This is a genomic window from Streptomyces sp. MZ04 (assembly GCF_004684775.1).
In the GTDB taxonomy this organism is placed as follows: Bacteria; Actinomycetota; Actinomycetes; order Streptomycetales; family Streptomycetaceae; genus Streptomyces.
Window position 1 is genome coordinate 1 of the sequence record NZ_SRIC01000115.1, and the last position, 23,796, is coordinate 23,796.

Genomic DNA, 23,796 nt, shown 5'->3' on the forward strand with positions numbered 1-23,796 from the left:
GGCCCCCTTCGCCACGACACCGGACCTTGCCCTCACGTCGGGCCGAGGCCTCACGCTCGTAGATGAATGCACCGACAAGTGGGGCTGGTACGCACAGGACAGCGGGGCTCAACTCCAGTACAGCAATGGGAAGTTCGTCTGGTGCGAGCTGACGGAGGCGGCGTGAACGAGACGGCCTGTCTCAGGGGCAAAGCCGAGGGAAGGGCAGAGGGGCGGGCTGAGGCGCGGGCCGAGGAACACGCCTCGCTGTTCACCGAGCTGGAAGAGCTCAGCCAGTGCGGGTCCCTCTCTCCTGCAGACGTCGCGTACGTGCGCGACAGAACCCCGAGGTAGCCCACGGAGAGCACGTAGACGTGAGCCAACTCAGCGTCGGCGGAGGGCGATCGCCACGCCGAGCGCGGTGGCCAGCGCCGAGGCCATCCCGCCCACGGCTCCGATCGGACCGGCCAGCGAAGGGTGGACCAAGCACAGATAGAGCGTGGCGCCCAGGACCAGGACGACGACGAGCCCCAGCACCAGGAGCAGCACGGGGTCCGTGCCGGAGGGCTGCGGGTCCGGCGGCGGGGGCTGGTTGGCTGTGGCGGGCATGGGAGTTTCCTCCTTGCGTGGGCCTGCGGACTGTCCGCAGGCGGAAGGTGGGAATGGGCATGAGACACCCCGCACCCCTTGCGTGACGGGGGTGCCGGACGGACGGCAGCATGCGAGACGGCGGAGTTAGCCCCGCAAGTGCGGTCGGCTCACCGCCCGGCAGATGCGGCCTTCTTCCGGGGCTTGCGCGGCTGCACCATGGCGGTGCGCTTGTACTGGTGGGTCTTGGTGAAACCGAGCGGAGCGAACGGGGCCTTCATGTAGTGCTCGCGTCGCTCGACAAGCCCGAGCGAAACAAGCTTCTTCAGCCCGCGCTCATGAGTGTCGGCGGACCAGCCGTACCACTCGGGGGCCTTCTCCGCGGGGAAGGCCGACCAGTTCTTCTCGCGGGCGACGACCAGGAACAGGGCCAGGCCGGGCAAGTCCAGGCGCTTGTCACGGCCCGTCGTCCAGAACTCGGCCGGGATCTGGAGATAGCGGTTCTCCTCGGTCTTGCCGTCGGGGCGGTCGTAAGGCCTCCCACTGCCGTCCTCGCGCAAGAGGGTGACCGTGATCATGGTCCCGTTGCGGCGGCAGTCGACCAGCTTGCGCTCATGCAGCCGGAGCAGGGCTCGCCAGGCACCCGTGCGGGCGGACTGGTCATCGGCAGACTCGTGAATGTCCATCATCCGCGCCCACACCGCGCTGTCGTGCGTGGTCGACCAGCCGTTGTCCCCGTTGCTGCATGCGGCCACGATGAGCAGGTAGGCCTTGAGGCCCCGCAGATCCCTCCCGGTCACGAAGTCCTTCAGGGGCCCGCTCCGACTGTCACTCCCCGCGTTCGCCTGCACGAAGGTCTTGCGCAACGGCACGTTGGCCCGGACCGAGCGGGTGAGGACGGCCGTACGCGTGTCCCGTCCGGTCGCGGTGGCTTTCTGCTGTAACTCCCGCACGGTGGGTGTCGTCTTCTTCATGCCGTCAGACGCTAGCCATCCTGACGCCGCAGCATCAAACGGTTCAGCGGCCTGGAGGGTGCTGCGCCAGCAAATGATCATGGATGTGTCAGCGGTGCTTGTAAGGCTCCATTTATGAAAGATCCATTGAGTAGACCGGCTGAGAGTGCCATGACAGGTCAAGTTGGAATTGCGGGTAATACATGCCTCAGCACCGCACCCCGCATGCGCCACCGCAACCTTCGCCGCACGACGGCGGGTGCGACCGACCAGCTCGCCCTATGGGACTCCCCGCCCGCGCCGCGTGCACCGCGTCAAGCCGTTCGCTCCTGGACCCTCACTTCAGGTGACCGTACCGTCGTATGCGAGACCACCCGTCGCACCCGCGTCCAGACTCACGCGCATGGGAGCAGTGATGAGCGCCGAGGCACAGGTACAGGCCACTGAGGACAATTGGGCGTTCCCTCCTGCCGAGGGCTGGACGTTCGATCAGGTCAAAGACCTGGAGCTGCCCTTCGACTGGGAACTCGTGGACGGGATGATCGTTGTTCGAGGGCGCGCGAAGTACTGGCACGGCAAGGTGCGGGACAAGATCAGCAGGACGCTGGAGAACGCTCAACCCGAGTCCCTCTCCGTGGTCACCGAGAGCTGCGTGATGCTGGACGAGCAGAACGTCCGGGTGCCGGATGTCATGGTCCACGACCGCACGGGGCTCAGCTTCTTCGAGATGGAGTGCGTCCCTGTCGCCAAGCTTGTCCTCGTCGTCGAGGTCGTCTCCCCCGGCTCCCCCGGCTCCCCCGGCTCCCGCAGCGTCGACCGCGTCCACAAGCCCGCCGAGTTCGCCGCCGCCAAGGTCCCCTACTACTGGCGCGTCGAGCTGGAGCGGGACAACCAGCTCGCCGTCCACGAGTACTGGCTGAACGCCGACACCCTCTCGTACTTCCCGGCCCCCTCCCACCCGGTGCACCGCCGCGAGCTCGCCACCGACTTCCCGTATCCCGTGAAGATCGACCTGACGGAGCTCACCCGCTTCTGAGACGCCCCCAGGTGGAGCTGGCTGCTGAGGCCCGCAGCACAGTCAGGGCGGTAATCGCGCGCCATGCGGCACACTGGACGTTTGGCTTACCGAAAGGGTGCGCGCGTGAACGGTCCCCTCATCGTCCAGTCGGACAAGACCCTCCTGCTCGAGGTCGACCACGAGCAGGCCGATGCCTGCCGCCGTGCCATCGCGCCCTTCGCGGAGCTGGAGCGTGCCCCCGAGCACATCCACACCTACCGCGTCACGCCGCTCGGCCTGTGGAACGCCCGTGCGGCGGGGCACGACGCGGAGCAGGTCGTGGACGCGCTGGTGGAGTTCTCGCGGTATCCCGTGCCGCACGCGCTGCTCGTGGACGTCGCCGAGACGATGGCGCGGTACGGGCGGCTCACGCTGTCCAAGCACCCGACGCACGGGCTTGTGCTGACCACCACCGACCGGCCCGTGCTCGAAGAGATCCTGCGGTCCAAGAAGGTGCAGCCGCTCGTCGGCGAGCGGGTCGACGCGGACAGCGTCGTCGTCCATCCCTCCGAGCGTGGGCAGATCAAGCAGACGTTGCTGAAGTTGGGGTGGCCTGCCGAGGATCTTGCCGGGTACGTCGACGGAGAAGCGCATCGGATCGACCTCGCCGAGGACGGGTGGGCGCTGCGGCCCTATCAGAAGCAGGCGGTGGAAGGCTTCTGGCACGGCGGGAGTGGCGTTGTCGTGCTGCCCTGTGGGGCCGGGAAGACGCTCGTCGGGGCCGGTGCCATGGCCGAGGCCAAGGCGACGACGCTGATCCTGGTGACCAATACCGTCTCCGCGCGGCAGTGGAAGCACGAGCTGGTGAAGCGGACCTCGCTGACCGAGGACGAGATCGGTGAGTACAGCGGGACGAAGAAAGAGATCCGGCCGGTCACCATCGCGACGTATCAGGTGCTGACCACCAAGCGGAAGGGCATCTATCCGCACCTTGAGCTCTTCGACTCCCGTGACTGGGGGCTCATCGTCTACGACGAGGTGCATCTGCTGCCCGCCCCCGTCTTCAAGTTCACCGCCGATCTGCAAGCCCGGCGGCGTCTTGGGCTCACCGCGACTCTGGTCCGGGAGGACGGGCGGGAGTCGGATGTCTTCTCCTTGATCGGGCCCAAGCGGTTCGACGCCCCGTGGAAGGAGATCGAGGCTCAGGGGTACATCGCGCCCGCCGACTGCGTGGAAGTGCGGGTCAATCTGACGGACTCGGAGCGGCTCGCGTACGCCACCGCCGAGGCCGAGGAGAAGTACCGGTTCTGCGCCACCACCGCCACCAAGCGGAAGGTGACGGAGGCGCTGGTCAAGAAGCATGCCGGGGAGCAGACCCTCGTCATCGGGCAGTACATCGACCAGCTCGATGAGCTGGGCGAGCATCTGGATGCTCCGGTGATCAAGGGCGAGACGACCAACGCGCAGCGCGAGAAGCTGTTCGGCGCCTTCCGGGAAGGCGAGATCTCCGTGCTCGTCGTGTCCAAGGTCGCGAACTTCTCCATCGATCTGCCCGAAGCTACCGTCGCGATTCAGGTGTCGGGGACGTTCGGCTCCCGGCAGGAGGAGGCACAGCGGCTCGGTCGTGTGCTGCGTCCGAAGGCCGACGGTCACGAGGCGCGCTTCTACTCCGTCGTGGCGCGGGACACCATCGATCAGGACTTCGCTGCGCATCGGCAGCGGTTCCTTGCCGAGCAGGGGTACGCGTACCGGATCGTGGACGCGGATGAATTGCTGGCCGGCAGCTGAGGGCCAGTAGCAAGGTCAGCGCCAGCATGGGGTAGGGCGACGCCAGCGGCTGTTGCCAGTAAGGGAGTTGCAGGTCCAGGTCGCCCCGGTGCGGGATCAGCCAGAGGGTGCGGGCCGTGAAGAGGGTCGCCACCGCCGCGGTCAGGCGAGGGCGGCCCTCCGCCATGAGCAGGGTCAGGAGCGGCACGCACCAGACCCAGTGGTGGGACCAGCTGATCGGGGAGATCAGCAGGGCGGTGGCCGCCGTCAGGAGGATGCCGCGGGGTTCGGTCGCGGCGCGGCGCGCCAGCCAGAGGCCGAGCGCGGCGGTGAGGGCCGCGGGGATCGCCCAGGCGAGGCCGGGGGTGGGGTCGTGCAGCGCTCTGGCGATCAGCCCCTGGAGTGACTGGTTGTCGACGATCCATGCCTTGCCCACGCGGCCCGTCTCGAAGATCCGGTGCGTCCAGAAGTCGGCGCTGGCGGCGGGGAGCGCGAGGGCACCGAGGGTGATGGTGCCGGTGAGAGCGGCCAGGGCCGTGAGTCCCTCGCGTACGCGTCCGGTCAGGAAGAGGTACGCGATGAAGATCGCGGGGGTGAGCTTGATGCCGGCTGCGATGCCGAGGGCGAAGCCTCTGCCCAGGGCGGTGGGGGGTCTGGTGAGGTCCCAGAGGACCAGGCAGGCGAGGGCGAGGTTGATCTGCCCGAAGAGGATCGTCTGGAAGACCGGCTCCAGCCAGAGCGCTGCCGCTGTGGCGGTGAGGAGTGGGGCCAGGCGGGTGGGAGTGCGGGTCAGGCGGCAGGAGAGGTGGATGAGGAGGGCAAGGAGGGTGATGTTGCCGAGGATGAAGGTGAGCTTGAGGGCGGGGAGGGGGAGCCAGATGGTCGGTACGAAGACGATGGCGGCGAAGGGCGGATAGGTGGCCGGCAGCTTCCACTCGGTGACGGTGAACCCGTAGAGGTCGCTTCCGGCGGCCACGGCGGCGCCTTCGGCTCGGTAGACGAGGGTGTCGGCCATGGGGATGCGTTGCTCTACGCAGAGGGCGGCGAGGGCGAGCAGCGAGGCCGCCAGCAGGGCAGTGGCGGCGGTGAGTGTTCTTTTGATTACGGTGCGTTCCCTCACGGCGGTGACCTTAGCTGGCCGCACAGGCCTCTCCCGCCCACCACCGCCCGATTGCTCGGCAGCGGGCGACCCGCCGGGGTGGGTGGGAAAAATTCGTTGGCCCCGCCACGCGTCCCCCGCATAAGATGCCCGGTCTGCCCGCGGGACGCGCCCCGCCGTCGGCCGGACGGAAACCGGTCGGCACACCGATCACGTAACCCCGCCGGAGGCGCCCCCATGCACGAAGATCCGCTCGCCCATGAGCGAGGCCACCTCGCCGGCTCCCGCGCAGCGCTCCGCGCCATGCGCGAGGACGCCGAGGCCCTCGACATCCGTGACGTCACCGCGAACTGGGTCAACGCCGCCGTCCTGCAGAGCCAGATCGACGAGCGGATCAAGTCTCTCGCCGATCTTTCGCACACGCCCCTCTTCTTCGGGCGGCTCGACTATCTGCACGCCCCCGGCGCCGATCAGGCGGAAGGGGCAGAGGGTGAGCGTTTCTATATCGGGCGGCGGCATGTGCACGACGGCGATGGCGATCCGATGGTCATCGACTGGCGTGCGCCCGTCTCGCAGCCCTTCTACCGGGCCTCGAAGAAGGCGCCGATGGACATCGCCCTGCGGCGGCGCTTCGGCTACACCGGCGGCGACCTCACGGCGTACGAGGACGAGCATCTCAGCGACCAGGAAGAGGCCGAGCAGGCCAGCAAGCTGCTCCAGCAGGAGATCGAGCGGCCCCGCGTCGGACCCATGCGCGACATCGTCGCCACCATTCAGCCCGAGCAGGACGAGATCGTGCGGAGTGGGCTCGGGGGGTCGGTATGCGTTCAGGGCGGGCCGGGGACCGGGAAGACCGCCGTCGGGCTTCATCGTGTCGCCTACTTGCTCTACGCCCATCGGGAGCGGCTCGCCCGGACCGGGACTCTGGTCATCGGGCCCAACAAGTCCTTCCTGCATTACATCGAGCAAGTCCTGCCTGCGCTGGGCGAGTTGGAGGTCAAGCAGGCGACTGTCGATGATCTCGTCTCTCATGTGGAGGTGCGGGGCACGGACGATGCCGCGGCCGCCGTCGTCAAGGGCGACGCCCGCATGGCCGAGGTGCTGCGCAAGGCCGTGCGCTCGCACGTGACCATGCCCACCGAGCCCCTCGTCGTCGTGCGCGGGTCCCGGCGGTGGCGCGTGCCCGCCCATGAACTCGAGGAGATCGCCGGGGAGTTGCTCGCCCGCGACATTCGGTACGGCGCCGCCCGTGACGCCCTGCCGCAGCGCATCGCGCACGCCGTGCTCGTACGGATGGAGCAGGCAGGGGAGGCCCCGGACGACCGTGTGCAGGACGCCGTCGCCCGCAACCCCGCCGTGAAGGCCGCCGTCAAGGCCGTCTGGCCGCTCGTCGATCCCGCCAAGCTGGTGCTTCGGCTGCTCTCCGACGCCGATTTCCTCGCCGTGCACGCGGACGGGATCTTGAGTGAGGACGAGCAGAAGGTCGTTCTCTGGGCCAAGCCCGCCCGTGGCGTCAAGAGCGCCAAGTGGTCCGCCGCCGATGCCGTGTTGATCGACGAGGCGAGCGATCTCGTGTCGCGTACTCATTCGCTCGGGCATGTGGTGCTGGACGAGGCGCAGGATCTCTCCCCCATGCAGTACCGCGCCGTGGGGCGGCGCTGCACCACCGGTTCCGCCACCGTCCTCGGCGACCTCGCGCAGGGCACCACGCCCTGGGCGACCCGGAGTTGGGCCGAGGCCCTCGCTCACCTGGGCAAGGGTGACGCCGTGGTGGAGGAGCTGACGGCCGGTTTCCGCGTGCCGCGCGACGTCATCGCGTACGCGTCCCGGCTGCTGCCCGACATCGCGCCCGGACTCGCGGCGGTCGACTCGGTGCGGGAGTCGCCGGGATCGCTCGCCGTGCGGCATGTCGAGGACGTCTCGGCGCTCGATGCCGCCTGCCTGGAGGCCTGCGCCGATTCGCTGCGGCACGAGGGGTCCATCGGTCTTATCGCCGCGGACGCCCGCGTCCCCGCGCTCGCCGACGCCCTGACGGCGGCCGGGATCTCGTACCTCTCCCCCGGCCAGGAGACGACGGCCGACGCCCGGCTCACGCTCGTGCCCGCATCCCTGGCCAAGGGTCTTGAGTACGACTACGTGGTCCTTGACGAGCCCGCCGCCGTGGTCGACGGCGAGCCGGACGAACGGACCGGTCTGCGCCGGCTGTACGTGGCGCTGACCCGTGCGGTGTCCGGCCTGATCGTCGTGCATGCGGCGGAGCTGCCTGCGCAGCTCAGCTAGGGCACTTCGCTGCAAGTCCGGTACGCCGGGCGCGGGTACGTCGTGGCTGGTCGCGCAGTTCCCCGCGCCCCTTCGGGGCACTGCCCCCCGTTTATGAGGCAGCCTCCTTGGACGGCAGGTGCGTCACGACCAGCGCGATGCCCGTGATCGTCACGATGCGCGTGGCCGCGTCCAGGCCGTTCCACTTCTCCGACTGCCACATGGCGAACCACTCGCCGCCGATTCCGATGAAGCCCACTCCGAACAGCAGGAGGAGCATCAACAGGCCGATGGTGCCCGCGCGTTGGGCGCGGCGCAGACCTTCTGGGCGGCGCAGGCCCCTGGCCCACAGGACCGTCGCCGTGCCGAGGACGAGCGCGGCCAGCGTCTCCCAGGCGATGATCGCCACGTACGCCGTGTCCCGCAGCGCGGTGGACTCCACCGCGCGCCACATCAGGTCGTCGTCCTTGAACGTGGTGTCCATCGCCAGGACATGGCGGACGAACTGCTGGTTGGAGTCGAAGTCGGTGATGTTCCCGAACGCGACGAGCGCGATATAGAGCGCGAGCGTCCCGGTGAACAGCAACGCGGCGACGGGCAGTGTCCCGGCCGCGAGTATGCGTTCCGCGGGACGCGTGTTCTCTGCTGGTCTCGGCATGAAGTCCCCTCCGTTTCCATCCCAGTTGTATCGCTTCAATCCCAGTTGTATCGCGTCGATCCCCGTCGTATCGCGCCCCCGCGGGGAAACGATCAATCGTCGACCGCGGCCCTCCACTGGGCGACGGCCGCCGCGGAGACCGGTGCCGACCAGCCGTCCGGACGCGACGCGCCGCCGATGTGGAAGGCGTCGACGCCGGCCGCCCGCAGCCGCGGAACGTGGTCGAGGCGGAGGCCGCCGCCGATGAGGATCTGCTGTTCGTAGCCGGGCTCCCCGGACCGCGCCGCCTCGGCGAGGAGTGTGGGCAGGCCCTCGTCGACGCCCGCCGCCGAACCCGCGGTGAGGTAGGTGTCCAGACCCGGCAGGTCCGCGAGCTGCTTGCGCAGGGCGTCGCGGTCGGCGGCCCGGTCGATGGCCCGGTGGAACGTCCAGCGGCAGCCGTCCAGGGCGCCGACCACCGTCTCGACGGCGGTCAGGTCGGGGCCGCCCGCCTCGTCGAGGAAACCGAGGACGAACTCGTCGGCGCCCGCTTCCCTGAGCTCGCGGGCACGGCGTACGAGAGCATCGACGTCACCCGCGGCGAATCCGTCCGCGAGGCGCAGCATCACGCGCAGGGAGATGTCCACGGCGGCGCGGATCTCGGCAAAGGTCTCGCGGGACGGGGTCAGGCCGTCCGCGGCCATGTCGGTGACCAGCTCGAGGCGGTCGGCGCCTCCGGCCTGGGCGGCGACGGCGTCCTCGGCGTCGAGGGCGATCACCTCCAGGACTGCACGCTTGCTCATGGATGTCTTCCTTCGGGTCCGGGGCCGCGGGCGCGGGCAACAGGCAAACAGGTCTAGTCCAATTACCCAGCCTACGCGCAGATCACCCCGGCGCGACCCAAGCGCACCGGGGTGATCGTAGAGACATGTACATGCTGTCCTTGCCGCGGGTTGAGACAGGCGGCCCCTCGCCGTTCAGCTCAGCGGCTTGAACCCCCTCAGGCGCAGGCTGTTGCCGACCACGAAGACCGAGGAGAAGGCCATCGCGGCGCCCGCGATCATCGGGTTCAGGAGGCCGGAGGCCGCCAGGGGCAGTGCGCCCACGTTGTAGGCGAAGGCCCAGAAGAGGTTCGACCTGATCGTGCCGAGGGTGCGGCGCGAGAGGCGGATGGCGTCGGCCGCCGCCCGCAGGTCACCTCGTACGAGCGTCAGGTCGCCCGCCTCGATCGCGGCGTCCGTGCCCGTGCCCATCGCCAGGCCCAGGTCGGCCTGGGCGAGCGCGGCAGCGTCGTTGACGCCGTCGCCGACCATCGCGACGCTGCGGCCCTCCGCCTGGAGACGCTTGACCACGTCGACCTTGTCCTGCGGCATGACCTCGGCGATCACGTCCTCCGGGGCGATGCCGACCTCGGCGGCCACCGACGCCGCGACGGCCTTGTTGTCGCCGGTCAGGAGGATCGGGGTGAGGCCGAGCGCGCGCAGCCGCTCGATCGCCTCGGGGCTCGACTCCTTGACCGCGTCCGCGACCTCGAGGACCGCCCGCGCCTCGCCGTCCCAGGCGACCGCGATGGCCGTACGTCCCGCCGCCTCGGCCTCCGCCTTGGCCCGCTCGAGCTCGACGGGCAGCTGGATCGCCCACTCGGCGAGCAGCTGGGTGCGGCCGACCAGGACCGCGTGGCCCTCGACGATGCCCTGTACGCCGAGTCCCGCGACGTTCGCGAAGTCCTCGGGAGTGGGCAGCGCGCCCACCTTCTCGGCGGCGCCGGTGGCGACGGCCTGCGCGATGGGGTGCTCGGAGGAGTGCTCCAACGCACCTGCCAGGCGCAGGACTTCGTCCTCGGTGGCGTTGTCCGCCGTGTGCGTGGCGAGCAGGGTCATCTTGCCGGTGGTGACGGTGCCGGTCTTGTCCAGGACGATCGTGTCGACCTTGCGGGTGGTCTCCAGGACCTCCGGGCCCTTGATCAGGATGCCGAGCTGGGCGCCGCGTCCGGTGCCGACCATGAGGGCGGTCGGAGTGGCGAGCCCCAGGGCGCAGGGGCAGGCGATGATCAGTACGGCGACGGCCGCGGTGAAGGCGGCGGTCAGACCGGAGCCGTTGCCGAGCCAGAAGCCGAGGGTGGCGACGGCCAGGGCGATGACGACCGGCACGAAGACCGCGGAGATCTTGTCGGCGAGGCGCTGGGCGGCGGCCTTGCCGTTCTGCGCGTCCTCCACGAGCTTGGCCATCCGGGCGAGCTGGGTGTCGGCGCCGACGCGGGTGGCCTCGACGACGAGGCGTCCGCCGACGTTCAGGGTGGCGCCGGTGACGCCGTCGCCGGTGGCGACCTCGACCGGCACGGACTCGCCGGTGAGCATGGAGGCGTCCACGGCGGAGGCACCCTCGACGACCTTGCCGTCGGTGGCGATCTTCTCGCCGGGCCGGACGAGGAACCGGTCGCCGACCTTCAAGTCACTTACGGGGATGGTCTCTTCGCGCCCGCCGTCCCGGATGACGGTGACGTCCTTGGCACCCAGCTGGAGCAGCGCCTTCAGGGCGGCCCCGGCCTTCCTCTTCGACCGGGCCTCGAAGTAGCGCCCGGCGAGGATGAACGCGGTGACGCCGGCGGCGGCCTCCAGGTAGATGTTCCCGGCGCCGTCGCTGCGCGCGATGGTCAGCTCGAAGGGGTGCGTCATGCCGGGCGTGCCCGCCGTACCGAAGAACAGCGCCCACAGCGACCAGAGGAAGGCCGCCGACGTACCGACCGAGATCAGCGTGTCCATGGTGGCCGCGCCGTGCCGCGCGTTGGTGAAGGCGGCCTTGTGGAAGGGCCAGGCCGCGTACGTCACGACCGGCGCGGCGAGGGTCAGCGAGAGCCACTGCCAGTACTCGAACTGGAGGGCCGGGACCATCGCCATCGCGATGACGGGTACGGAGAGGAGAACGGCGGCGGTCAACCGCTGGCGCAGCGGCCGCAGTTCCTCGTCGGCGGCGGCCTCTTCGTCGGCCGGGGTGTCGGCGCCGGTGTCCGCCTTCGCCGGGGTGGGCTCCTTGGCGGTGTAGCCGGTGGCCTCGACGGTCGCGATCAGGTCCTGGACGGCGATGTCCTCGCCGTTGTAGCTGACCTTGGCCTTCTCGGTGGCGTAGTTGACGGTCGCCTCGACGCCGTCCATGCGGTTGAGCTTCTTCTCGATCCGGGCGGCGCACGAGGCGCAGGTCATGCCACCGATGGCGAGTTCGACCTCTGCGGTGGAGGCCACCTCGGTGGTGCCGGGAGTGGTGGACATGGCTACGGGCTCCTCGTGACGTGGGCGGGCTTGCGGGCGGTGGCGGGGGCGCGGCCCGGCGGGTCAGACGCGGCCGACGTAGTCGTAACCGGCGTCCTCGACGGTCTCCGCGATGCGGGAGTCGTCCGGCTCGGCGGTGGTGGTGACGGTGACGTGGCCGGTGCCGTCCGCCGGGATGTGCACGGCGGTGACTCCGTCGACGGCACCGAGTACGTCGCTGACGACGCCCCTGCAGTGAGCGCTGTGGACGCCGTCGACCTTGTAGGTGGTGGTGTACGCGGACATGGGGGCCTCCTGAGGCGTTCTCGCGGTGCGGTGCCGGGTACCCGGGGCGGGTACCGCTGACGAGATCTATGTATACCCCTGGGGGGTACTGAACGCAAGAGGGGATCAGGGCTTGACTTCATACCCCTAGGGGGTATCTTCGTGCCATCGACCCGCTCGCGCACCGGCGCCTCACCCATCGGGAGTCACCATGAACACCGGACTGAAGATCACCGCCTTCGCCGCAGCCGTCGCCGCGACATTCGGCACCGCGTACGGCGTGGGGCAGGGCGTCGACCCCGTGACCTCGCAGAAGAAGCCCGCGGGTGAGCACGGGGGCCACGGCGGAGAGAAGGGGGAGGCCGCCGCGGGCGAGAAGCAGGGCGGGGGCCACGCGGCCACCGTCCCCGGCGGCCTCCAGATCTCCGAGCGCGGCTACACGCTGGACCTGAAGACCACCCGCATAGACGCCGAGAAGCGCGAGGAGCTGCGGTTCACGATCGTCAGGGACGGCACCGGCAAGGACGGCACGGGCAAGAACGTCACGGCGTACCAGAAGGAACACGACAAGGAGCTGCACTTCATCGTCGCCTCACGCGACCTGACGGCCTACCGCCATCTGCACCCGACCCGCGCGGCGGACGGCACCTGGTCGACGCCGGTCGAGCTGCCCGAAGCGGGCGGCTACCGCGTCTTCGCCGACTTCAAGCCCGCGGGCGCGAAGGAGGGCCTGACGCTGGGGGCGGATCTGGCGGTGGCGGGCAAGTACGACCCGGCGGGCCTTCCGGCCCACAGCACGAAGGCCTCGGTGGACGGCTACGAGGTCAGCCTCAAGGGCGAGTTGAAGCCGGGGAAGTCGGCGGGCCTGACCCTGAACGTGTCGAAGAACGGCAAGCCGGTGACGGATCTCCAGCCGTACCTCGGTGCGTACGGGCATCTGGTCGCCCTGCGGTCGGGGGACCTGGCGTATCTCCACGTCCACCCGACCGGCGAGCCGGGCGACGGCAGCACCAAGCCGGGACCCGGGGTCTCCTTCCAGGCGACGGCGCCCAGTGCGGGGGCTTATCGGCTGTTCCTGGACTTCAAGCACGAGGGGGAGGTACGGACGGCGGCGTTCACCGTCCACGCGGGTGGCTCCGCCGGTGGAGCGGATGCCGGGGGTGGGGAGACCGCCGAGCCGGGGGACTCGGGGCACGCGCACTGAGCGCAGGGCGGGGTTGTGTGTCGCTGCGAGTGCGTCGTGGCTGGTCGCGCAGTTCCCCGCGCCCCTTCGGGGCGCCCCCCGAAACGCGAAAGCCCCGGCCTTCCCCGGCCGGGGCTTTCGCATGTCCCGCCGCCCTCAGCCGAAGATCGGCAGCTCGGTCTCCTTCGCGCCCGCCAGCTCATAGCGCGTCCCCGTCAGAGGGCGGCCCGTGTACAGCCTGATCAGGGTCGGGGCGTCGCCGATGTAGCGGGCCGGCGGGCGCTTGCCGTCGGGTACGCCCAGGGCCAGCGGCTCGTCCCAGCCGTCGACGTCCGCGTGCAGCGGCAGCGCCGACGTCCTCCTGCTGTGCTCCGCGAGCAGCGGCAGCGCGTCCACGAGGCCGTCGCCCCCGTACGCGCCGGGCAGATCCCAGGCCGCGCGCACGTCCCCCGCGTGCACCCACTCCCCCAGCGACACGCCGTCGAGGCGCCCCTTGGCCTTGACCATGATCTCGCCCGCCTCCGTCATCCCGCGCTCCAGCTCGTCCACGATGCGGGCGTTGGACCAGTCGGCGCGTTCGGCGATGTCACGCTCGTTGCTCTCGGGGCTGTACACGCCCTCCTCGAAGCGGGTCTCCACGACACGCATCAGCGCGGAGCCGCAGTGCGCGAGCATGCGCCGCACGGTCCAGCCCGGACAGCAGGTCCTGATCTCGTACGCGGAGTCGTCCGCGCCCCTCAACAGCGGGATCAGCACGTCGCGTTCGGTGCGCAGCAGCCGTCCGGGGCGCTCGGGGTCGTAGGTCTCGGCGTGGTTCGTCGTGGTGGTCATGGCGCAAGCCAAGCGTGTACGGGGGCGCGCGGCAACGGACATGACGACGGACGGGCCGGAGATATCCAGCCCGTCCGGCGTTTGAGGACGAGTAACGGCGAAGCCGACGACAGACGGTCACCCCACTACGCGTTCACCTTCTCCTTCGCGGCAACCGACTCTCCCCGCATCACCAGAAGCGTGACGGCGCCTCCGATCGCGGCAACGGCCGCCGCGCCGGTGAACGCGGCACTGAACCCGTCCGTCAAGGCAGGCAGATTCCCCAGCTCTCCAGCCCCCTGCGACGTCGCGAGAGCCGTCAGCGCCGCGAGGCCAAGGGCGGAACCCACCTGGTACGTGGTGTTGACGATGCCGGAGGCCAGGCCCGCCTGCTCCTGCGGGGCGCCGGACATCGCGGCCATCATCGCCGGGATGTACGCGAGGGACATGCCGAGCGCCGCCACCAGCGAGGCCGGCAGGACGTCCACCACGAACGAGCCCGTCGGGCCGACCTGCGCCAGCCACACCAGGCCGAGCGCGAGCACCAACAGGCCGCTCCCGATCAGCGACTTGGCCCCGAAGCGGCCGAGCAGCCGCGCCGTGATGGCCGTCATGAAGACCATCAGGAGCCCCGTCATCGGCAACAGCGCGGCGCCGGACGCGAACGCCCCGTACCCCATCACCTGCTGGAGGTAGAGGTTGAGGAAGTACCACATCGGGATCCAGGCCGCGCCGAGCAGCGTCATCGCCAGGTTCGCCGAACCGAGCCGCGGCACCCGCCACACCTTGAGCGGCATCAGCGGCTCACGCACCGACTTCTGTACGAGGAGGAAGAGCGCCAGCAGAGCGCCCGCGCCCACCAGTTGCAGCACCGTCGAGGTCGAGCCCCAGCCCTCCTCCGGCGCCCGCACCACAGCGAAGACGGCCAGCGCGAGTCCCGCCGTCACAGAGACCGCGCCGAGGACGTCGACCGAGCCGCGCTTGCCCTCGACGGCGGGCAGCAGGCGCGTCGCCGCGAGGGTCGCGACGCCGATCGGCACGTAGATGATGAAGACCCAGGGCCAGCTCAGCCACTCCGTGAAGACTCCGCCGAGGAAGACTCCGGCGGTGCCGCCCGCGGGGGCCGCCGCTCCGTAGAGGGCCATGGCCTTGCCGAGCTCCTTCGGGTCGTGGCCGAAGAGCATCATCAGGAGGGTCATCGCGGCGGGCGCGATCAGCGCGCCGCCGACGCCCTGCACGGCGCGCCCGACGACCTCGACGGTCGCGGTCTGCGCGGCGGCCGCGAGGACGGATCCCGCGATGAGGACCAGCCAGCCGGAGACGAACACCTTGCGCGCCCCGAGCAGGTCGGAGAGGCGCCCGCCGAGCAGCAGCAGGCCACCGAAGGCGATGACGTACGCGTTGAAGACCCACTGCAGCTCGCCCTGCGAGAAGCCCAGATCCTTCTGCATCTCGGGGAGCGCGACCCCGATGATCGAGGTGTCCATGATCACCATGAACTGGGCGGTGGCGAGCACGAAGAGCGCCCACCAGCGCTTGGGGTTGGCGGTTGACATGACGGTCCCCTCCAAAGAGCTGTTGCCGTAACCAATACCCCAGAGGGGTATCTAGCGCTGGGAAATTAGCATACCCCCTAGGGGTACTCAAGAGTTAGGGTCGCCCCATGGCCGACGACGAGAACCATGAGCTGCGCGAGCGCTGGCGCAGGACGCTGCTGCGGGCACTGGACACGGACGAGTGCGTCATCAACCCGGAGCGGTACGGCGACAACCTGCTCACCCGCTGGGCCGAGCCGCAGCGGCGGTACCACACCACCGCCCACCTGGCGGCGGTCCTCGACCACATCGACGTACTCGAAGAGCACGCGGACGACCCCGACCTGGTGCGGCTCGCCGCCTGGTTCCACGACGCGGTGTATCTGCCCGAGCGCTCGACCAACGAGGAACGCTCGGCCCGCCTCGCCGAACGCGCCCTGCCCGAGGCCGGGTTGACCGACGCGCGGACCGCCGAGGTGGCCCGCCTCGTCCGGCTCACCGTCAGCCACGACCCCGCCGACGGCGACCGCAACGGCGAGGCGCTCTGCGACGCCGACCTGGCGATCCTGGCCGCCGCCCCGGACGCGTACGCCGCGTACGCCGCCGCCGTGCGCGAGGAGTACGCCTTCGTCCCCGACGACGCCTTCCGCGAGGGCCGTGCGGCGGTGCTTCGCCAACTCCTCGCCCTGCCACGGCTGTTCCGTACGCCACACGGGGCGAGGGAGTGGGAGGCCCCGGCGCGCGCGAACCTCGCGACAGAAATGGACCTGCTCAGCGCCTGACGCTCCCGTACTCTCGGCGCATGCTTTTCATGGGCGGGGATCAGGTGGACGAGGCCGTGGCGCACGCGTCGCGGGTGCTGCGCACGGCGGCGGGGCTCGACTGGAGCGTCAAGGCCGGTGACCTGGAGTGGAGTTGCCTCAAGACGGCCGAGCACATCGCGTGCGATCTCGTCGCGTACGCCGGGCAGTTGACGGGCCGCGCGGCCGACGCGTGGGTCCCCTTCGAGATCTCCCTCGACGAGGGGTCGGGCCCCGCCGACGCGATCAGCGCCATCGAGGCGACCGGCGGTCTTCTCTCGGCGGTCATCCGGACCACGCCGCCGGGCGTCCGGGGCTTCCACCCCTACCCGCACGGCAGCGCGAACGCGACGGGCTTCGCGGCGATGGGTGTCGCGGAGGTCCTGCTCCACACGTACGACATCGCGCGGGCGCTCGGCGTCGACGCGGAGCCGCAGGACGAGCTGTGCGAGGCCGTGCTCGCCTGGATCTTTCCGCAGGTCACGCCCGCGCGCGGGCCCGAGGAGCAGTGGGCCACGCTGCTCTGGGCCACGGGCCGCGGCACGCTGCCGGGGCGGCCCCGGCTCGACAAGTGGCGCTGGCACAACTCCCTCGAGATTCCCGCCGGACGGATCGCCCTGCGGGAGGTCTCGGCAGCGGCGGCCGCGGATCTCGCCGTGGGCGGGACGGGGGGTCTGAGCTGGATCGAGGGCGGGCCGTTCGACGGGACGAGGACGGCGGCGCAGATGGTGACGAAGGCGTACGAATCCGGGGTGCACCGGCCCGAGTGGGGGATGTTCGCGCTGGTCCGCGTGGAGGACGAAGTCGCCGTCGGCGGGATGGGGTTCCACGGGCCGCCGGACGAGGAGGGGATGGTGGAGGTCGGCTATGACCTGGCGGTTGCCGCGCGGGGTTGCGGCTACGCTTCCGAGGCGCTTGATTCCCTCTCCGCGTGGGCACTGGACCGTCCCGGGGTGTCCGCTCTCCTCGCCGTGATCGAGCCCGGCAACGCGGCTTCGCAGGGTGTGGTGACGCGGACGGGATACGTCCGCGTCTCCGACCGGGAGGAGAACCGGGCTTACGTCCGTCGTGGGTGACGGTTCCTGCTTCCCCGCCCACCCGATTGCCCCGCAGGGAATAGCAGCCCTCACTCCAGAGGCCGCAGGAACCGCCGCTCGTAGCGACGGATGCACCCCGTCCGGCGCGCAAGCTCGATGGCCTCCTGGCACTCGGGGTCGCTCGCGCTGTCGGTGCGGTACCGCTCGTACTCGGCGAAGCTCGGGAAGGAGAAGAGGGCGTACGCGATGTCGCTGTCGCCCTCGCTCGGCAGGAAGTACCCGTGGTGGTCGCCGCCGAAGCGGTTGACCAGGGTGACCCAGCGGCGGCCGTACTCCTCGAAGTCGTCGATGCGGTCGGGATCGATCTCGTACTTCAGATGAACGGTGATCATGCGGCCCACCCTAGGCTCGAACCGCCTTACGCGGGTCTGCCTTTGGGCCTGCGCAGCCCCGCCTCCGTAAGCCGCCGCACCAGCTCCTTGGAGCCGATCTCGACCGCGCCCGCGCGCACCGCGTCCCCGTACCGGTGCGACGGCACGTCGTAGTGGTCGCGCTCGAAAGCGCGCGGCGGGCAGCCGATGCCCGCCGCGAACGTGTGCAATTCCTCGTACGAGGCGTCGCTGACCAGGTGCGACCACATGCGGCCATGGCCCGGCCAGGTCGGCGGGTCGATGTAGAGCGTCACGTCAGGTCCGTCCTCGTCAGGCCGCCCACCGGGGCCACGGTGACGCCCGCCTTGCCGCACACCCAGTGCGGGTCGGGGCCCAACTCCGGTTCCACGTCCAGCGCGTGCGGGTCGCCCGAGGCGCAGACCGGGCAGAGCGGCCAGCGGCCGTAGCGCTCCAGGAGGGCGTCCTGGACGTCCTGGGCGACGAGCCCGGCGACGTACTCGATGCCGTCGGGCCACTGCTCGACCCACCAGCGGCGGTGCGCCACCGCCTCCTCGACCAGCGAGACGACCTCCGCCTCGGCGACCTCGCGCGCGACGAGGTCGGCGATGACAAGTGCGCGCGCGGCGTGCAGCGCCTGCTCCAGTGGGTCGATCGCGTCCATGCAGCCATTGTCCACCCCACCCGCAACCCGCCGAAGATCCGTCCGGCATCGGGACCAGCGAGGTCTTGACCCCACCCGGGTCCGAAAATATCTTTCAAGAGTGACCAATGATGTGAAGGAAATTTTCGCGGGCGCCGCGCCCCCCGCCCCGGCCGCCCTGGCGGCCAAGGTGCGGACCCTCGCGCCGTCCATGACCCGCTCCATGCAGCGGGTCGCCGAAGCCGTCGCCGGCGACCCCGCAGGCTGCGCGGCCCTCACGGTCACCGGCCTCGCCGAGCTCACCGGCACCAGCGAGGCGACGGTGGTCCGCACCGCCCGCCTGCTCGGCTACCCCGGCTACCGCGACCTCCGCCTCGCCCTCGCTGGACTCGCCGCCCAGCAGCAGTCGGGCCGGGCGCCCGCCGTCACCGCGGACATCGCCGTCGACGACCCCATCGCGGACGTGGTGGCCAAGCTCGCGTACGACGAGCAGCAGACCCTCGCCGACACCGCCGCCGGGCTCGACACCGTGCAGCTCGGCGCCGCCGTCGCCGCGCTCGCCGCAGCCCCGCGCGCGGAGATCTACGGAGTCGCCGCCTCCGGCCTCGTCGCCCAGGATCTCGCCCAGAAGCTGCTGCGCATCGGCCACATCGCCCACGCGCACTCCGACCCGCACCTCGCCGTCACCAACGCCGTCACCCTGCGGGCCAAGGACGTGGCCATCGCGATCACGCACTCGGGGTCGACCGGCGACGTCATCGAACCGCTGCGGGTCGCCTTCGAGCGGGGCGCGACGACCATCGCCATCACCGGGCGTCCGGGCAGCCCGGTATCCCAGTACGCGGATCACATACTGACCACCTCCACCGCGCGCGAGAGCGAGCTGCGGCCCGCCGCGATGTCGTCCCGCACGAGCCAGCTGCTCGTCGTGGACTGCCTGTTCGTGGGCGTCGCCCAGCGGACGTACGAGACGGCGGCCCCCGCGCTCGCCGCCTCCTACGAAGCGCTCGCCCACCGCCACAGCCCTCGCGGCAGCAGCCGCTGAGCCTGCGGCAGCAGCAGCCGAGCCCACACGTACCGGACCCGCCACCCCCGCCCGCGTATGAAAGAGCCGCACGCCATGACTTCCACGACCGACGCCACCGACTCCACTGACTCCACCGACTCCACCGACGCCACCGACGCCACCGACGCCACCGACGCCACCGACGGGAACTACGGCGCACTCCGCGCCCAGCTGGACACGCTGACCACCGAGGCGTTCCGGCCCGAGCTCTCCGAGATCGACCAGCTGCCCACGCCGGAGATCGCGAAGATCATGAACGGCGAGGACGCCTCCGTGCCCACGGCCGTCGCCGAGCAGCTCCCGGCGATCGCCGCCGCCATCGACGGCACCGCCGAGCGCATGGCCCGCGGCGGACGGCTGATCTACGCGGGCGCGGGGACGGCGGGACGCCTCGGCGTTCTCGACGCCTCCGAGTGCCCGCCGACCTTCAACACCGCGCCCACCGAGGTCGTCGGCCTCATCGCGGGCGGCCCGAGCGCCATGGTCACGGCGGTCGAGGGCGCGGAGGACAGCAAGGAGTTCGCGGCCGAGGACCTGGACGGGCTCGGCCTGACCGCGGACGACGTGGTGGTCGGCATCTCGGCGTCGGGCCGCACGCCGTACGCGATCGGCGCGGTGGAGCACGCACGGGAGCGCTATGGCGCGCTCACGATCGGCCTGTCCTGCAACGCGGACAGCGCGCTCGCGGCGGCCGCCGACCACGGCATCGAGGTGGTGGTCGGCCCGGAGCTGCTCACCGGCTCCACCCGCCTGAAGGCGGGCACGGCCCAGAAGCTCGTCCTCAACATGCTGTCGACGATCACGATGATCCGCCTCGGCAAGACCTACGGAAACCTGATGGTCGACGTACGCGCGTCGAACGAGAAGCTGCGGGCCCGCTCCCGCCGCATCGTCTCGCTCGCCACCGGCGCGACCGACGAGGAGATCGAGGCCGCCCTCGCCGCCACCGACGGGGAGGTGAAGAACGCCATCCTCACCATCCTCGGCGAGGTCGACGGCCCCACGGCCGCGGACCTGCTCGCCTCCTCGGACGGCCACCTCAGGGCAGCCCTGGACACCGCGCGCACCACCTGAATCGCTTTCTGCCCCCGCCGCTGCCCGAACAGCGCCACCCCGCACAGAGCAAGGCACCCCGCACCATGGCACCTGAGAACAAGAACCGCGCCACAGCCGCCGCGATCCTCCCCCTCGTCGGCGGTGCCCAGAACGTCACGTCCATCGCCCACTGCATGACGCGCCTGCGCCTGAGCCTCGCCGACCGCTCACTGGTCGACGACGAGGCCCTGAAAGCGCTGCCCGCCGTGCTGGGCGTGGTCGAGGACGACACGTATCAGATCGTGCTCGGACCGGGCACGGTCGCGCGTGTGACGCCGGAGTTCGAGACGCTGGTGGAGGAGGGCAGATCGCAGGCTCCCGCCCCCGAACACGCCCCCACCGCAGATGAGTTGGCGGCGCAGGGAGCGGCGATAAAGGAGGCGAGGAAAGCCAAGAACGCAACGCCCTTCAAACTCTTCCTGCGCCGCATCGCGAACATCTTCGTCCCCCTGATCCCCGCCCTGATCGGCTGCGGCATCATCGCGGGCATCAACGGCCTTCTGATCAACCTGGAGTGGCTGCCGTCGATCACCCCGGCGCTGGCGGCCATCGCCTCCGGTTTCATGGCGCTGATCGCCGTCTTCGTCGGCTTCAACACGGCGAAGGAGTTCGGCGGTACGCCGATCCTGGGCGGCGCGGTCGCGGCGATCATCGTGTTCCCGGGTGTGACGAACATCGAGGCGTTCGGCCAGAAGCTGTCGCCGGGCCAGGGCGGCGTCCTGGGCGCACTGGGCGCGGCGGTCCTGGCGGCGTACGTCGAGAAGTGGTGCAGGCGCTGGGTCCCGGAGGCCCTGGACGTCCTCGTCACCCCGACCATCACGGTCCTCCTCTCCGGCCTGGTCACGATCTTCGGCCTGATGTTCCTGGCGGGCGAGGTATCCACCGGAATCGGGACCGCAGCCGACTGGCTCCTGGACAACACGGGCGCGTTCGCGGGCCTGGTCCTGGGCGGCCTGTTCCTCCCCCTGGTGATGCTGGGCCTGCACCAGGCGCTGATCCCCATCCACACCACGCTCATCGAGCAGCAGGGCTACACCGTCCTGCTCCCCATCCTGGCGATGGCGGGCGCGGGCCAGGTCGGCTGCGCGATCGCGGTGTTCAAGCGCCTGAGGCACAACACATCGATCCGTACGACGATCAAGTCCGCGCTCCCCGCGGGCTTCCTGGGAGTCGGCGAACCCCTCATCTACGGCGTCTCGCTCCCCCTCGGCCGCCCCTTCATCACGGCGTGCGTGGGCGGCGCGGCGGGCGGCGCGTTCATCGGCTTCTTCTCGATGATCGGCGAAAAGGTCGGCTCCACGGCGATCGGCCCGTCCGGCTGGGCGCTGTTCCCCCTCCTGGACGGCAACAAGGGCCTGGGCCTGACGGTGGCCGTCTACGGCGGGGGCCTGCTGGTGGGCTACCTGGTCGGCTTCTTCGCCACGTACTTCTTCGGGTTCAGCAAGCAGATGCTGGCGGAGCTGAACACGGAGCCGGCGGCTCCGGAGCCGGTGGTGGCGGGGTCGCCAGGGGCGAACACCCCCGCGGCCGAGCCGACTCCGGCGGAGGAACCGGCCAGGGCCTGAGCGCCCGGCTGCGGCTTCGCTTCAAAACCGCGCAGCCGCGCAATCCGTCAGCGCGGAAAGGCGTCGGTGTGCAGTGACGTGTGGAGCGGGGCGCCCAGCGAGATCGTCTCGCCGAAGGGCACCCGTTCCGCATGCTTGTACGCGCCGTTCTGCGGCCCGGTGAACAGGGTCGCCGTCGGGCCGTGCTCGTCGAAGCGGTCGACCAGGAGATACGACTCGACCGGTGCGTGCGCGTAAGCCCACAGCTTCTTGGTCCGGTCGTCCTTGGCATTGCTCTTCGAAGTGATCTCGACGACGAGCAGCGCCTCGGCCGCGTCCACGGGCTCATTGACGTCCGGGTCAACCGCCTCGATCACTGCCGACGGCATGACGACGAGATCGGGAACGTAGAGCTTGTCGAGCGGCGCGATGTGGATCCCGAGGGTCTGGTAGATCTCTAGTTCCTCGGGGAGATTCTTGTACAGCCTTCGCTGCACTGCGGCGGCGATGCCATGGTGATGCGGATGCGGCGGAGGTACCAAGACGATCTGCCCTTCGTCGATCTCGGCATGCCACCCCTCGGGCACGTCCAGTTCGCGCCATGCCTGCAGCAGGTAGTCCCACTGGCGACCATGAGATGCCTGGCCTGGCTCGACCATCGCGGCGGTCATCGCGAGTCCCTTCTCCAGTGGCCTGAGGAGGCCGAGCGTAGATCGACGGGCTGCGGCCCGGGGCCGCTCCTCTCAGCGTCCCACGATCGCGTGAACGACGCACCGAACCGGCCCGGCGGCCCGGTGCCGCGGGCTTGGTTGTCCGCGAACTCCCCCGGAATTGTCCGTGATCGGTAACGGACGCATCCCTTTGCCGCCGATCTCCGTCCTGCCCTGTGGTCGAAGTGACCGGGGAGCGGCGAGGGGCCGGACGCAAAGGGGCGGGACATGGCACGGCACAGTGGCGGGCGTGGCTGGTACGGCAAGTTGCTCGGGGCGGCGCTCGGGGTGACGATGCTCGCCACGGGCGCGGGGGTATGGAGCGCACAGGCCGGTACGGCAGACGACTCCCCGGCGGCGAAGGCACCGAGCAGCGCCGCCAAGCCGGTCGCGGCGACCATCGCGCACGCCTCGGAGGCGGGGAAGCGCGGCATCAACCTCACCATCGACGACGGCCCCGACCCCAGGTGGACCCCTCAAGTGCTCGACGTGCTGCGGGAGTACGACGTGAAGGCCACGTTCTGCATGGTGGGGACGCAGGCGCAGGCGCACCCGGACCTCGTGAAGAAGGTGGTCGCGGCCGGGCACCGCCTGTGTGACCACTCCGTGTCGCACGACACCACCATGGACAAACAGTCCAAGGCCTACCAGTCGAAGCAGATCCTCGACGCCGAACGCATGATCACCAAGGCGTCCGGCGGCGTACGCCCGATGTACTACCGGGCACCCGGCGGGGCGTTCACCCCGTACAGCCGCAAGCTCGCCGCTTCCCACGGCATGCGCCCGCTGGGCTGGAACGTGGACACCAAGGACTTCGAGCGTCCGGGCACGGACGCCATCGTCGCCACCGTCGAGCGGGAGCTGCCGAGCGGCCCCACCCTCCTCTTCCACGACGCGGGCGGCGACCGCACCCAGACCGTCGAGGCCCTGCGCACGCTCCTCCCCCAACTCAAGGAGCAGGGCTACACCTTCGGCTTCCCGGTGCGCTGAACTCGAGGAGCGGGAGGGCGGACCGCCGCGCGTCACGGCAACCGCCCCTCGCGATTCACTTCCCGCACCCGCGCCCGCAGCACCTCCACCGGCGAAGCCCCGCCGAGCGACTCCGGCGGGCAGTCCCACTCCCGCCCGCCGCCGAGCGGCCGCAGCTGCACGAGCCCGCCCTCGCACCCCATGAC

The 23,796-nt window shown here is 70.4% G+C and carries 22 protein-coding genes and 1 pseudogene; 10 read left to right on the forward strand and 13 right to left on the reverse strand.

Annotated features, from left to right (window positions below; all coding sequences use genetic code 11):
• Positions 1–363 precede the first annotated feature (363 nt).
• A complete protein-coding gene (locus E2651_RS22960) occupies positions 364–588 on the reverse strand; it encodes a hypothetical protein (RefSeq protein WP_135333084.1) in 225 nt (74 codons plus the stop codon).
• A 149-nt stretch (positions 589–737) separates the two neighbouring features.
• Positions 738–1,541: a hypothetical protein gene (locus E2651_RS22965; protein ID WP_135333085.1), complete on the reverse strand. Its 804-nt coding sequence runs from the start codon at positions 1,539–1,541 to the stop codon at positions 738–740.
• 382 nt (positions 1,542–1,923) lie between these two features.
• On the opposite strand from E2651_RS22965, the gene E2651_RS22970 reads away from it, so the two are divergent.
• Together E2651_RS22970 and E2651_RS22975 are read left to right on the forward strand one after the other, a co-directional pair.
• Complete coding sequence (locus tag E2651_RS22970) at positions 1,924–2,556, forward strand: Uma2 family endonuclease (RefSeq protein WP_135333086.1); 633 nt, start codon at positions 1,924–1,926, stop codon at positions 2,554–2,556.
• Positions 2,557–2,661: 105 nt separating this feature from the next.
• Positions 2,662–4,305 (forward strand): DNA repair helicase XPB, encoded by a 1,644-nt coding sequence (locus E2651_RS22975; protein WP_135333087.1) that lies wholly within the window; start codon positions 2,662–2,664, stop codon positions 4,303–4,305.
• On the opposite strand, the pseudogene E2651_RS22980 reads toward E2651_RS22975, so the two are convergent.
• A pseudogene (locus E2651_RS22980) lies at positions 4,301–5,299 on the reverse strand (glycosyltransferase 87 family protein); the annotation flags it as partial. The gene E2651_RS22975 and the pseudogene E2651_RS22980 overlap by 5 nt on opposite strands.
• Before the next feature lie 321 nt (positions 5,300–5,620).
• Between E2651_RS22980 and E2651_RS22985 the strand changes: the two are divergent.
• Positions 5,621–7,663: an ATP-binding domain-containing protein gene (locus E2651_RS22985; RefSeq protein WP_135333088.1), complete on the forward strand. Its 2,043-nt coding sequence runs from the start codon at positions 5,621–5,623 to the stop codon at positions 7,661–7,663.
• Between the two features lie 91 nt (positions 7,664–7,754).
• Here the strand turns inward: E2651_RS22985 and E2651_RS22990 are convergent, their stop codons facing one another.
• The 4 genes from E2651_RS22990 to E2651_RS23005 all read right to left on the reverse strand — a co-directional run bounded on the left by E2651_RS22990 (position 7,755) and on the right by E2651_RS23005 (position 11,830).
• Positions 7,755–8,300, reverse strand: a complete 546-nt coding sequence (locus E2651_RS22990) for a DUF2165 domain-containing protein (RefSeq protein WP_135333089.1) — start codon at positions 8,298–8,300, stop codon at positions 7,755–7,757.
• 92 nt (positions 8,301–8,392) lie between these two features.
• Positions 8,393–9,082, reverse strand: a complete 690-nt coding sequence (locus E2651_RS22995; protein WP_135333090.1) for a copper homeostasis protein CutC — start codon at positions 9,080–9,082, stop codon at positions 8,393–8,395.
• A gap of 174 nt (positions 9,083–9,256) precedes the next feature.
• Positions 9,257–11,545, reverse strand: a complete 2,289-nt coding sequence (locus E2651_RS23000; protein ID WP_135333091.1) for a heavy metal translocating P-type ATPase — start codon at positions 11,543–11,545, stop codon at positions 9,257–9,259.
• A gap of 63 nt (positions 11,546–11,608) precedes the next feature.
• Positions 11,609–11,830: a heavy-metal-associated domain-containing protein gene (locus E2651_RS23005; RefSeq protein ID WP_135333092.1), complete on the reverse strand. Its 222-nt coding sequence runs from the start codon at positions 11,828–11,830 to the stop codon at positions 11,609–11,611.
• A gap of 190 nt (positions 11,831–12,020) precedes the next feature.
• On the opposite strand from E2651_RS23005, the gene E2651_RS23010 reads away from it, so the two are divergent.
• A complete protein-coding gene (locus E2651_RS23010) occupies positions 12,021–13,013 on the forward strand; it encodes a hypothetical protein (protein WP_135333093.1) in 993 nt (330 codons plus the stop codon).
• 135 nt (positions 13,014–13,148) lie between these two features.
• On the opposite strand, the gene E2651_RS23015 is transcribed toward E2651_RS23010, so the two are convergent.
• Both E2651_RS23015 and E2651_RS23020 read right to left on the reverse strand, forming a co-directional pair.
• Positions 13,149–13,823, reverse strand: a complete 675-nt coding sequence (locus E2651_RS23015; protein WP_135333094.1) for a maleylpyruvate isomerase family mycothiol-dependent enzyme — start codon at positions 13,821–13,823, stop codon at positions 13,149–13,151.
• Positions 13,824–13,948: 125 nt separating this feature from the next.
• A complete protein-coding gene (locus E2651_RS23020) occupies positions 13,949–15,358 on the reverse strand; it encodes an MFS transporter (protein ID WP_135333095.1) in 1,410 nt (469 codons plus the stop codon).
• Between the two features lie 107 nt (positions 15,359–15,465).
• Between E2651_RS23020 and E2651_RS23025 the strand changes: the two genes are divergently transcribed.
• Positions 15,466–16,119: a hypothetical protein gene (locus E2651_RS23025; RefSeq protein ID WP_135333096.1), complete on the forward strand. Its 654-nt coding sequence runs from the start codon at positions 15,466–15,468 to the stop codon at positions 16,117–16,119.
• A gap of 29 nt (positions 16,120–16,148) precedes the next feature.
• A complete protein-coding gene (locus tag E2651_RS23030) occupies positions 16,149–17,213 on the forward strand; it encodes a GNAT family N-acetyltransferase (protein ID WP_135333105.1) in 1,065 nt (354 codons plus the stop codon).
• A 50-nt stretch (positions 17,214–17,263) separates the two neighbouring features.
• Here the strand turns inward: E2651_RS23030 and E2651_RS23035 are convergent, their stop codons facing one another.
• Genes E2651_RS23035 through E2651_RS23045 form a run of 3 tightly spaced genes read right to left on the reverse strand, consistent with a single transcriptional unit; the run spans position 17,264 to position 18,227 of the window.
• A complete protein-coding gene (locus tag E2651_RS23035; RefSeq protein ID WP_135333097.1) occupies positions 17,264–17,566 on the reverse strand; it encodes an NIPSNAP family protein in 303 nt (100 codons plus the stop codon).
• Positions 17,567–17,592: 26 nt separating this feature from the next.
• Positions 17,593–17,859, reverse strand: a complete 267-nt coding sequence (locus E2651_RS23040; protein ID WP_135333098.1) for a DUF4031 domain-containing protein — start codon at positions 17,857–17,859, stop codon at positions 17,593–17,595.
• Positions 17,856–18,227 carry a hypothetical protein gene (locus E2651_RS23045; protein ID WP_135333099.1) on the reverse strand — a complete coding sequence of 124 codons (372 nt, stop codon included), beginning with the start codon at positions 18,225–18,227 and terminating at the stop codon, positions 17,856–17,858. The genes E2651_RS23040 and E2651_RS23045 overlap by 4 nt, the downstream gene beginning before the upstream one ends.
• Before the next feature lie 100 nt (positions 18,228–18,327).
• Here E2651_RS23045 and E2651_RS23050 point away from each other — a divergent pair, with 100 nt between their 5' ends.
• From E2651_RS23050 to E2651_RS23060, 3 genes are all read left to right on the forward strand, one after another.
• Positions 18,328–19,251 (forward strand): MurR/RpiR family transcriptional regulator, encoded by a 924-nt coding sequence (locus E2651_RS23050; protein WP_135333100.1) that lies wholly within the window; start codon positions 18,328–18,330, stop codon positions 19,249–19,251.
• 75 nt (positions 19,252–19,326) lie between these two features.
• Positions 19,327–20,346 carry an N-acetylmuramic acid 6-phosphate etherase gene (murQ, locus tag E2651_RS23055; RefSeq protein ID WP_135333101.1) on the forward strand — a complete coding sequence of 340 codons (1,020 nt, stop codon included), beginning with the start codon at positions 19,327–19,329 and terminating at the stop codon, positions 20,344–20,346.
• A 65-nt stretch (positions 20,347–20,411) separates the two neighbouring features.
• On the forward strand, positions 20,412–21,932 hold the full coding sequence (locus tag E2651_RS23060) for a PTS transporter subunit EIIC (protein ID WP_135333102.1): 1,521 nt from the start codon (positions 20,412–20,414) through the stop codon (positions 21,930–21,932).
• A 47-nt stretch (positions 21,933–21,979) separates the two neighbouring features.
• Here E2651_RS23060 and E2651_RS23065 read toward each other — a convergent pair whose 3' ends face one another.
• Positions 21,980–22,582, reverse strand: a complete 603-nt coding sequence (locus tag E2651_RS23065; protein WP_135333103.1) for a Uma2 family endonuclease — start codon at positions 22,580–22,582, stop codon at positions 21,980–21,982.
• A 267-nt stretch (positions 22,583–22,849) separates the two neighbouring features.
• On the opposite strand from E2651_RS23065, the gene E2651_RS23070 reads away from it, so the two are divergent.
• Positions 22,850–23,611, forward strand: a complete 762-nt coding sequence (locus E2651_RS23070) for a polysaccharide deacetylase family protein (protein ID WP_135333104.1) — start codon at positions 22,850–22,852, stop codon at positions 23,609–23,611.
• Positions 23,612–23,796 lie beyond the last annotated feature (185 nt).

Excerpts from the sequence above, each read along its gene's own strand:
- E2651_RS23000 (WP_135333091.1), bottom strand. The coding sequence starts at position 11,545 with ATGTCCACCACTCCCGGCACCACCGAGGTGGCCTCCACCGCAGAGGTC.
- E2651_RS23035 (WP_135333097.1), bottom strand. The coding sequence starts at position 17,566 with ATGATCACCGTTCATCTGAAGTACGAGATCGATCCCGACCGCATCGAC.
- E2651_RS23070 (WP_135333104.1), top strand. The coding sequence starts at position 22,850 with ATGGCACGGCACAGTGGCGGGCGTGGCTGGTACGGCAAGTTGCTCGGG.
- E2651_RS23030 (WP_135333105.1), top strand. The coding sequence starts at position 16,149 with ATGGGCGGGGATCAGGTGGACGAGGCCGTGGCGCACGCGTCGCGGGTG.
- E2651_RS23025 (WP_135333096.1), top strand. The coding sequence starts at position 15,466 with ATGGCCGACGACGAGAACCATGAGCTGCGCGAGCGCTGGCGCAGGACG.
- E2651_RS23065 (WP_135333103.1), bottom strand. The coding sequence starts at position 22,582 with ATGACCGCCGCGATGGTCGAGCCAGGCCAGGCATCTCATGGTCGCCAG.
- E2651_RS22985 (WP_135333088.1), top strand. The coding sequence starts at position 5,621 with ATGCACGAAGATCCGCTCGCCCATGAGCGAGGCCACCTCGCCGGCTCC.
- E2651_RS22995 (WP_135333090.1), bottom strand. The coding sequence starts at position 9,082 with ATGAGCAAGCGTGCAGTCCTGGAGGTGATCGCCCTCGACGCCGAGGAC.
- E2651_RS23015 (WP_135333094.1), bottom strand. The coding sequence starts at position 13,823 with ATGACCACCACGACGAACCACGCCGAGACCTACGACCCCGAGCGCCCC.
- E2651_RS22990 (WP_135333089.1), bottom strand. The coding sequence starts at position 8,300 with ATGCCGAGACCAGCAGAGAACACGCGTCCCGCGGAACGCATACTCGCG.
- E2651_RS22970 (WP_135333086.1), top strand. The coding sequence starts at position 1,924 with ATGGGAGCAGTGATGAGCGCCGAGGCACAGGTACAGGCCACTGAGGAC.
- E2651_RS23045 (WP_135333099.1), bottom strand. The coding sequence starts at position 18,227 with ATGGACGCGATCGACCCACTGGAGCAGGCGCTGCACGCCGCGCGCGCA.
- E2651_RS22965 (WP_135333085.1), bottom strand. The coding sequence starts at position 1,541 with ATGAAGAAGACGACACCCACCGTGCGGGAGTTACAGCAGAAAGCCACC.
- E2651_RS22960 (WP_135333084.1), bottom strand. The coding sequence starts at position 588 with ATGCCCGCCACAGCCAACCAGCCCCCGCCGCCGGACCCGCAGCCCTCC.
- E2651_RS23010 (WP_135333093.1), top strand. The coding sequence starts at position 12,021 with ATGAACACCGGACTGAAGATCACCGCCTTCGCCGCAGCCGTCGCCGCG.
- murQ (WP_135333101.1), top strand. The coding sequence starts at position 19,327 with ATGACTTCCACGACCGACGCCACCGACTCCACTGACTCCACCGACTCC.
- E2651_RS23005 (WP_135333092.1), bottom strand. The coding sequence starts at position 11,830 with ATGTCCGCGTACACCACCACCTACAAGGTCGACGGCGTCCACAGCGCT.
- E2651_RS23060 (WP_135333102.1), top strand. The coding sequence starts at position 20,412 with ATGGCACCTGAGAACAAGAACCGCGCCACAGCCGCCGCGATCCTCCCC.
- E2651_RS23020 (WP_135333095.1), bottom strand. The coding sequence starts at position 15,358 with ATGTCAACCGCCAACCCCAAGCGCTGGTGGGCGCTCTTCGTGCTCGCC.